The sequence below is a fragment of the Wolbachia endosymbiont of Protocalliphora sialia genome (assembly GCF_053891855.1).
In genome coordinates this window covers 1-9,801 of record NZ_JAIUJX010000014.1, presented here as the reverse complement: position 1 = coordinate 9,801, position 9,801 = coordinate 1, and the positions used below count along the sequence as shown (strand labels likewise).

5 protein-coding genes are annotated in these 9,801 nt (G+C 32.9%); 3 read left to right on the top strand and 2 right to left on the bottom strand.

Annotated features, from left to right (window positions below; genetic code table 11):
- Positions 1-2,253: ankyrin repeat domain-containing protein (locus LB100_RS05085; protein WP_456201623.1), on the bottom strand; the 2,253-nt coding region annotated here is incomplete at its 3' end.
- A 178-nt stretch (positions 2,254-2,431) separates the two neighbouring features.
- Between LB100_RS05085 and LB100_RS05080 the strand changes: the two genes are divergently transcribed.
- On the top strand, positions 2,432-3,718 hold the full coding sequence (locus LB100_RS05080) for a Na+/H+ antiporter NhaC family protein (RefSeq protein ID WP_456201622.1): 1,287 nt from the start codon (positions 2,432-2,434) through the stop codon (positions 3,716-3,718).
- A 174-nt stretch (positions 3,719-3,892) separates the two neighbouring features.
- On the opposite strand, the gene prfB is transcribed toward LB100_RS05080, so the two are convergent.
- Positions 3,893-4,994 (bottom strand): peptide chain release factor 2 gene (prfB, locus tag LB100_RS05075; RefSeq protein ID WP_264330491.1). Its coding sequence is split into 2 segments (ribosomal slippage): positions 3,893-4,927 and positions 4,929-4,994, totalling 1,101 coding nucleotides; the frame shifts between segments, so codons are not numbered across the junction.
- Positions 4,995-5,149: 155 nt separating this feature from the next.
- Between prfB and mgtE the strand changes: the two genes are divergently transcribed.
- Complete coding sequence (gene mgtE, locus LB100_RS05070; protein ID WP_456201621.1) at positions 5,150-6,520, top strand: magnesium transporter; 1,371 nt, start codon at positions 5,150-5,152, stop codon at positions 6,518-6,520.
- 475 nt (positions 6,521-6,995) lie between these two features.
- Positions 6,996-9,758: an ankyrin repeat domain-containing protein gene (locus LB100_RS05065; protein WP_456201620.1), complete on the top strand. Its 2,763-nt coding sequence runs from the start codon at positions 6,996-6,998 to the stop codon at positions 9,756-9,758.
- The last annotated feature ends 43 nt before the right edge of the window (positions 9,759-9,801 follow it).

Sequence of the window (9,801 nt, the reverse complement as noted above, 5' to 3'; positions counted from 1 at the left end):
AGTACTAGGGCCTAACTTCGTATACTCAATGTTGTTAGCTAAAGGTGTTGCTTTTTCTACATTAACATTTGTAGTGTTACATGTCCGCCTGTAAGGACTATGTAATATTTGTTCTTTTACTTCATCTATTTCAGCTGGACACGCTTTAGTATTAGTTCCTAACTGCATACATTTAATTTGGTCAGTTATAAATGCTACTCTTTTTTCATTAAGTTTAGCGTTATACTGTAATTGTTCAATTTGGTTAGCTTGATCTCTTATCATAAATTCAAAGCTGATAGATAGACGTGATTTTATTTCTCTCAACATATATGATGCTATGTGTTGCACCATATGTGAAGCTGTGTGTTGCACTTTCATTAATGCTTTGTTTCTGAGTATACTTGATTCTAAGTTAAGCCGCGTAAGTATATCTAGTGCTCTTTGTTCTGCTTCCACTAGAAGATTACTTATGCCTTGACGTTCAGCTAAATCTCTTATAGTTTCACCGCAGTGATCAGGCAATAAAGTACTTGCGTTATAACATAGTAAAGTCATTACTACTATCCAGTGTCTATGTTCGAAAGCATAAGCTAAAGGAGATTGCCCTGAGCTATCCTGTGCATTAATATTTGCTCCATATAAAATTAAGGTCCTTACTACTTCCGCATGGCCACCTTTGGCAGCTTTATGTAAAGCAGTTGATCCTAAATCATCACCTGCATTAGCATTTACTCCAGCTTCTAATAGAAAATGTACCATTAGTGTATCACCATGTCTGGCAGCACGACGTAAAAACTCAGCTCCCATCAATTTCATCACATCATTCCACACTTCAAGTTGTATTAGGGTACCTATTGTCCCTCGAAGATTATGTGGAGAAGTAAAGAGAAGTATTTTATATGAATCATTCGTCTCAATACTTGCTCCATGGGCTATTAGATAATTTATTACTTTTTTATTGCCTCTTGCAGCAGCACAATCAAAAGGAGTCCATCCCCATGTATCCTGATAGTGAATATCTGCTCTATAGTTTATTAAGAGCTTTACTGCTTCCAAATTACCAAGCGCAGCAGCAATATGTAAGGGAGTTCGCCCCATTAACTTATCCTCTATATCAACACTTGCTTTACATTGTGATATCTTCTTTAATAGGATCTCTAATATTAATGTATCATTCCTTGCAGCAGCCCAATATGAAGGAGTCCATCCAAATACATCCACTTTCTCAATAGTTTCGCCAATATTATTATCATTTTGTGTTATGACTTCCACCATTCCTTTGTCGCCATTTGCGACAGCAATATGTAAAGGAGTAAGCTTAAGTGCTCCATTGCCTTTAACTTTTGCTCCACTATCCATTAAGATCTTTACTGCTTCTGTATGGCTATGACTGGCAGCCTTATATAAAGCAGTCAATCTCCCTAGATCCTCTGAATTAACATCTGCATTATTTTTTATTAAGATTTTTGTTATTTCTACATCGCCATTTGCAGCTGGCTGATGTAAACTAGTCTGTTGATATGAATCCACCTGATTAACATCTGCCCCTCTTTTTATTAGCTCTAATACTACTCTTATATTGCTTGTTTCAGCAGCCCAATGTAAAGCACCCCATTGAGAAAATGGACCTCTTGCGTTAATATCAATTTCTTTTACTTCAAGCAAAGCATCTATTAAACTGTCCAGCTTAAAATCAATAGCTAAATACAACAACGTGTATGAATAGCGTTCATGGAGACAATCTACTTCAAACCAATAATTTATATCAAACTTATTTTCTTCCCACTCTTTATACACATTTCCACTTGCTCTCTTTAGTATCTCTAGTGTTTCTAGTATCTTTTGTGTATCTAGCATCACTGGTACCTTTTTTGAGATCTTTCGTGCATTTAGCACATCCTCTAGCGCCACTGTTTTGGCTCTTCTGATGTCTCTTGTACACCTAACTTTTTTAGTACTCTCTTTAAATATCTTTTGTGCATCTGATACTCCTTGCTCTTTTAGTATTTTTTCTGATTTCTCTAATGTCTGTGGTATATGTTGCACTTTTAGTCTCTTTTTTAATGGCTCTGGTGTCTCTTGCACTATTGGAATCTCGTTTGATATTTCTAATTTATGCGATACCCCTTCTAACATTCTTAATACTTCTTTTCTCTCCAGTATCCTTGCTTTATTTAGTAGCTCTTTTATTTTTTCAATTACATTATCTTTGCTTAAATCTTCCTTCTGATCAACTATACCTAGTATTATTTCCCATTGCTCATATGACATTACCATAGCTTTACCTCATACTATAAAACATTTTGATACTATATGTTATGGTACAATAGTCAACGCATTTTCCATAGCGTAATACTTGAGAGTCTAAAAAACTGGTATCAACTTACAGAAAACCAAACTTGCTTAAAACTACTTAACTAGTTATAGTTATGAGTTTTAAGGCAGTAAAATGACAGCTTTTTTTCCTTTGGTTATTTTTTTAATCTTATACCTTGGAAGTGGTATCTATTTTTCCTTTATTGGAATTGATAATCCGCTTCGCCAAGTTTCACCGATAAATTGCCTACTACCGGCGCTATTTTTTGCTGTTGCACGCAATGCAGATAAAATTCAACGTAACATCGATACTGTCATTGAGGGTATGGGTGATAAAAACACCCTTACTATGTGTTTAATTTTTCTATTTTCTGGAGCATTTTCTGTGGTGACTCAATCAATTGGTAGTGCAGATACTGTTGCTGATTTAATTCTCAATTTCCTTCCAGCAAAATTACTACTGCCTGGAGTATTTTTGGCTTCCGCTTTTATATCAACTGCAATTGGTACGTCTATGGGAGTTGTTGTACTAATGGTACCAATAGCTGTTAACTTAGCGAAAAGTGGGGCTTTTGGTCTTGAAATAGGAACTGCAACTGTAGTTGGAGGTGCCGTATTTGGTGATAACCTTTCAATGATATCTGACACTACTATTGCATCTGTTTCTTCACAGGGGGCCACGATAAAGGATAAACTTAAAGTGAATTCTAAAGTAGCATTTGTTGCCAGCATTATAACGCTTGTCTATCTGGCAATTATGGCAGATAGTACAAAAATTATTCCTACATCAAATTTAGATTATTTATCAGTAATAAAGATTATTCCTTATATTTCTTTAATAATCATGGGGTTATTTGAAGTTACTACTTTAGTAACAATAACTATAAATATAATTGTTGCTAGTGTATTAGGGATGACTTTTTTTGACTATACTATCATTCAACTCTCTCATGACATATATGACGGTTTCAAAAAAGTAAACGAGATAGTAATATTTGCTCTATTTATTGGCGGATTGAGTCATATAATGTACAAGCAGGGTCAAAAGGCATTACACAAACTTATCGATGAAAGCAATATCACAAAAACTAAAGCTGAATTTGTAATAGCGGGCATAGCATCTATGTTTACTGTTTTAGTTGCTAATAATACCATTGCTATTTTATTAAGTGGCGATATTGCAAAAAGGCTCGCGCAAAAGCATAATATTCCGTCATACCGTAGTGCATACTTGTTAGACATTTTTGCTTGCGTTACAAAAGGCATTTTGCCTTATGGTTCCCAGCTGCTGCTAGCAGGTAGCATTGCTTCTGTCTCACCTATTTCTTTGTTAACACAAGTTTATTACTGCTTTATTTTAGCAGCAGTTACAGTAGGTGAAATAATCATCAATGGCAGACGTTGCGCGGCTACAACTTAATGTACGAAGATTTCTCTTCATATTACATTTTTGTGCCCATAAGAAACGAGTTGCCATTTTCATCAGCTACTTGGATAATAGATATATTCACAAAATTGTTCCATTTTTCTCAATAGGTTTTGGTTTTCTTTTCCCCTTATTAGCAGAGCATAAAACTTAGCTTTTTAATAAATCTCATTTTAACTCCAATACACTAACTATGAAACAATCTATATTGCCATCAAAAACGGAATTTATATTGCCAACTTCATGTCCAGTCCTTAAATCCTTTACCATTTGATATGGATGCATAACATACGATCTGATCTGACTGCCCCAACCTATATCGCATTTCTTGCCATATTCTTCGGCCATTTTCTGTTCTTTTTTTTCCAATTCAATTTGATATAAACGTCCTTTAAGTAGTTTAAGTGCTTCATCTTTATTTTTATGTTGAGAACGACCGTTTTGGCATTGAGCTACAACGCCTGTTGGAATATGCGTAATACGTACCGCGCTTTCAGTCTTATTTACATGCTGACCACCTGCTCCAGAAGCACGGTAAGTGTCGATCTTTAAATCCTTTTCATCCACAACAATATCTATTGAATCTTCAATCACTGGAGTTACTCCTACACTTGCAAAACTGGTATGACGTTTACCATTTGCATCAAATGGTGATATTCTAACCAATCTATGAACTCCACTTTCGCTTTTTGCCCACCCGTAAGCTTTTTCTCCGATGATCTTTATTGTTGTAGATTTTATACCAACTGCATCACCATCTAATTTTTCTACAACTTCAACTTTAAAATTGTGATAAATTTCTGCCCATCTTGTATACATGCGCATGAGCATCTCAGCCCAATCATTGCTCTCTGTTCCACCAGCTCCTGAGTGGATTTCTAAAAAGCAGTTATTGTTATCTGCTTCACCAGTAAATAAAGATTCTGTCTCTTTAAGTTTGATTAATTTCTCTAGCTTTACTAACTCACCTTTAACTTCAGAAAAAAATTCTTCATCATTCTCATCAATAGCAGATTTCATCAAGCTGATAGCATCGTTGTAATCGCTTTCTAGCTTTGAAAACGATTCTATGTCATGCTTAATTTTAGAGCGTTCTTTTAAAATTTCTTGTGCTTTTTGATTGTCTTGCCACAGATTATCATTCGATGCTTGAGAATCCAGCTCTTCAAGACGCAACTTCAATTTTTCTATGTCAAAGACACCTCCTGATAAGAGAAATACTTTTATTTAAGCCTTGAAAGTATTCAAGGATTTCTGGATGGGTTTTCATTATACTTTAGACTTTAATATATTTATTATCACTAACAATAACAGCAAACAAAATAGAAATTTAACCATATAATAGTTAATTCAAAATAATTTTATTATACTTGAATGTTCAATAAAATCAAGTGTGTATATTTATTAAAAAAATAAGGTAAAGTAATGAATATTAAAACAAGTTCTCATTATGGTTTAGACAAAAAGGCTATTGATGATTTAATAGAGTCTCTCGATAATCAAGAATTAGAGAATGTTCGTAATATTGTAAAAACGATAGATAGCGTTCAGTTAGCTTATTTTTTATCTACTTCGATCAGTGATCACAGGGAGAAATTAGTTAATATCCTCGATCAACATTTGTTAAGTGATGCCTTAGTACATGTAGTACCAGATTTACAAGTAGAGATCATAGAAATATTGGGAATAGAAAATACAGCAAAGTTACTAATGCTTCTTGATATAGAAGACATAGTAGCTATAGTGAAAGATTTAGATAGAAAGTCTATAGAAAATATACTTAACTACTTACCCAATGCAACTCAAAAATTAGTAGAGGAATTGTTATCATACCCAGAAGAAAGTGCAGGAAGGTTGATACATAAAAATATGGTTATAGCTCCATATTATTGGACGATAAATCAGCTAATGGAATTCTTGCGCAACTATAAAAAAATACCAGAAACATTTTATCAAATTTTCATCATTAACTCAAAATTAGAACCCATAGGCATTTTCAACTTAAATAAGGTAATATCTCACTCAGGAGAAACAATAATAAAAGAGATAATGAGTCAAGATATAAAAATAATTAAAACTGGAATGGACCAAGAAGAAGTAGCAAGAATATTTAAAGATTACGCTCTATTATCAGCTCCAGTAGTAAATAAGAATGGTAAAATTATAGGTGTAATCCTTATTGAAGATGTAATCAAAATTGTTCAACAAGAAGCAGAAGAGGATGTGCTTAAAATAAGCGGTGTATCTTCTAAATCTGATATAAATGCCCCTATACATAAAACTATAATTAAAAGACTACCTTGGTTACTGTTTAACCTCTTAGCTGCAATAATATGTTCTATAGTAGTTGGCTTTTTCGATAACGTAATACAAAGTTTTATAGTACTGCCAATAATTATGCCAATCATTGCATCGATGAGCGGAAATGCAGGATCCCAAACAGTAACACTAACTATCCGGGCAATCGCAACAAAATATCTAACTGAGCAAAATGCAAAAAGAATACTGATGAAAGAATTTTTAATAGGTCTTATAAACGGGGTGATCTTATCTACTATTTCATTAGTAGTGTTAGCAATAAGGTTTCACAATGTCAAAGTGGAGATGATTTTTGTGGTCTCCATGATTATGATGTCAATTATTGCAACGTTCATCGGAACTTTCATTCCTATAATGCTTCATCATTTTAGATCCGATCCTGCTGTTTCGTCTTCAATCTTAACATCAGCAACAACTGATATTCTCTCAGCTCTTATATTTTTTGGTCTAGCCACGATCTTTTTATTAAATAGCTGAATCTTGCTATATAAAAAAATTGCTTTACCAGCAACGTTATCATTACTCACAGATACATTGAAGAAGAAAAATAACAGTTGATAAAGAAATAAAAGTACATGAAACTGAGCTGCTTTAGTTTTAAAATAAAAACTAAAATGCTAGAGTATGCAAAAAAGTCCTTGCTTTGCTAGATCTTTTTAGCTACAATGCAGTCTAACGTAATGAAAACATGGGGTGTGAGTTAGATGCATTGTATTATGTATATCACTCAGAAAGCAATTCTCGATTTTTTGAGAATATATCTATTTTAGTCAGAAGTCAAAAGAAAAGCACACTGTTACTCAGCAATTAAAGTTACTTAGGATTACCGTAAGGTTTCTACAGCAAATTGGTTTGGTACAGCTGCATAAGAATCAAATGTTGAAATCAATCTTCAGAAAAGAGGTTTACGACAAAACAATCAAAATATGAATATTAAAATATAGGCGGTTTTATGTTAGGTAAAGAAAATATAGGAGAACAAGTAGCAGATAATCAAATGGATTATGTAGATGCTGGATCAGCAATAGTTGATTATGAAAATATATTATCTAGTGAAGAACTTCAGTGTGGACGAAGTCAGGAGAGCCCTAGAGTAACAAGATCTTCATCTATAGGCAGCAGTAGTACATCGACTGATGATGAAGAAATGTTTAGCTGTATAAGCATTACAAGTGATGAAATAGTGAAAAAAGCAACTTTTTTTGTTAAGACTTTTGTTAAAGAATTTGAGAAAAAGATATTTGAATATTCTGAAGAAGCAAAACCAGATTCAAAAACACGAAAAGTGGGCAAAATAGCAGGTCAGTTTGCATCAATTGTGAATAATCTTATTCCACCGAATCTATATAGATTAAGTTTTACTAAAGCTGTTGAATGTATGGGTGATGTGTTTGCAAGAAGACATAGAGAAAAAGCAAAAAGTGTTTCTCTAGGAGTTGTATCTTTTAAAGATAATAGGAGAGAGAGTTTAGTAGAGGCTGGCTTGGAAATTTTTCAAAAATTTGAGGAACAATTCATAAAGATTGTAGATGTCAATTCCTCTTGGCAGAGGGGAATTGAGAAATTAGCAATGGATGCTGTATATAGAATAATGGATTATTCTTCAAATTTTAGTGAGAGAAAAGACCTTTTTGTTGATTTTATAACTAAAGGTGTTGTTCTTGGTAATTCAAAAAAAAGAAAACTATCTTTGGGGGATTATGGATATCACATAAAAAAAGATGAACAAAGTAGTAAAACTTTAATGACCTCAGATTTATATACATGGGTAGGAATAAAGAAAACAGAGAATAAAATTGTTCACTATTATCAATATGGTTTATTAGAGAAATATGACTATGCTGAAAAATACGGCTATCGGCTTCCCTTTACGTGGGAATTAGAAAATTGGGAAGAGTTAGAACAAAAATATGTACTTAGTGCAACATCTAAAAAAAGAGAGTATGTGCGTATTTTAGATGAGGAAAAAAAGAAAGGATTGGCTAGTAGTATATTAAAAGAGATTAATGGAAATGATCTGACGAAAAAAAAAGATATAGAAGACTTGCGTGAAGAAATTAAGGATTTGCGAATACGTCATGAAAAAGAAGATAAAAATACATTTTCCTTTAATTTGGATTATTTATCAGAGTTCTCTATTAAAAGAGAAGTGATGTTAGATGAATTAAAAAAGAAGTTAGATAGTAAAAATCAAGAAGTAGAACTGTCACGAATGGTCTTGATTAATGGAGAATATGGAACAGGAAAAAGTGAATTGGCTAGAAGCTACGCATATAGTAAGGAGAGTAATATTTGGACAAAAGTTATATGGATAAATGCTAAAACATATGACACTCTTTTCAATTCATTTCGTAATTTAGCTAAAGAATTAGAAATTCCTACAGAAAATGATAATGATATGGATTTTAATGTTGTTCGAGATAGAGAAATAGAATCTATTGTCCAGGATGTATACGAGTATTTTCGAGACGTAAAAAGTCTTTTCATCTTTGATAACACCAGTAAGTATAAGGAGATCGAAAAATTTTTACCATCCTATTTTCCTAATTTGTTTTTTCATAGAGAAAAGCCTTACGTTTTAATTACTTCTCGTAGCAAGAATTGGAAAAAAGAAATAGAAAAGATACAGTTGAATGATGGATTTTCTCTAGGAGAAGCTATAACATTTATTGAAAGGGCCTTAGGGATAAAAGATAAATTAGAGAATCGCTATCTAGTAGAGTTAGCAGAAGCGTTGAATTATCTACCATTAGCTTTGGTGCAAGGAGCAGCATATATAAAACAAGAAAAGATTAGTATTAGCGAATATCTAAAACGCTATAATGAAGCAATACAAAAATCAAATCCTGATCTTTTGGAAGCATTAGGTATCACCAAAGAATTATTTACAACTTTGAAGCTTAACCTTAATAAAATAAGAAGAGAAAAAAATGTTGGGCAGCAATCGCATGATATTGTATCATATATGGCTTACTTGGATCCCAATCAAATTGATATAGAAGAAATTTTCCTCCAGAAGAAATCAGAAAAAGGTAAGCAACAAGTTTTGGATGCTCTTAATCTACTCAATAAGTTTTCAGTGATTGAGCTAGAGGAGTCAATAGCAAGAGTTCATAAAGGGATACAAAAAACAGTAAGAGTAGAGAAAGAACGAACAGGAATAGAAGAAGAAACTTTAAGAGAAATGATGACATCATTTTGCCTTACGAATCCAAATCACGTTAAGTCTGTTTGGAATCATGCAAGTAAATATAGTAGATTAGTTAATGAATTTATTGATTCTATTTATGATGGAGGTACTATCTTACATTTGCTAGCCAAAGATGGTAATGAAAAGGTTATTAAGCTGATATTAGAGAAAATATATCCTGATAAATTAAGTAAAGTTATTAATGGTATTGATGAAAAGAATTTTACTTCTTTAGATTATGCTATCATATATGGTCACTTAGGTACTGTTCAGCATCTTGTAAGGAAAGGGGGTGATGTAAATCTAAAGAACACAAAAGGTATGAATCCTTTGCACTTTGCTGCCGTATATGGTCGCTTAGATATTGCTAAATACCTTGTAGCGCAAGGGGCTATAATAAAATCATTAAACAAAGATAGTATGTGTCCTTTGCACTTTGCTGTTATATATGGTCACTTAGATATTATTAAATACCTTGTAGAGGAAGGAGCTAGTATAAATATAAAGGATAAAAATAACATGTAAACTGCACCCCCTGATCACTATTAAAAATCTCAGGTTTACCTTG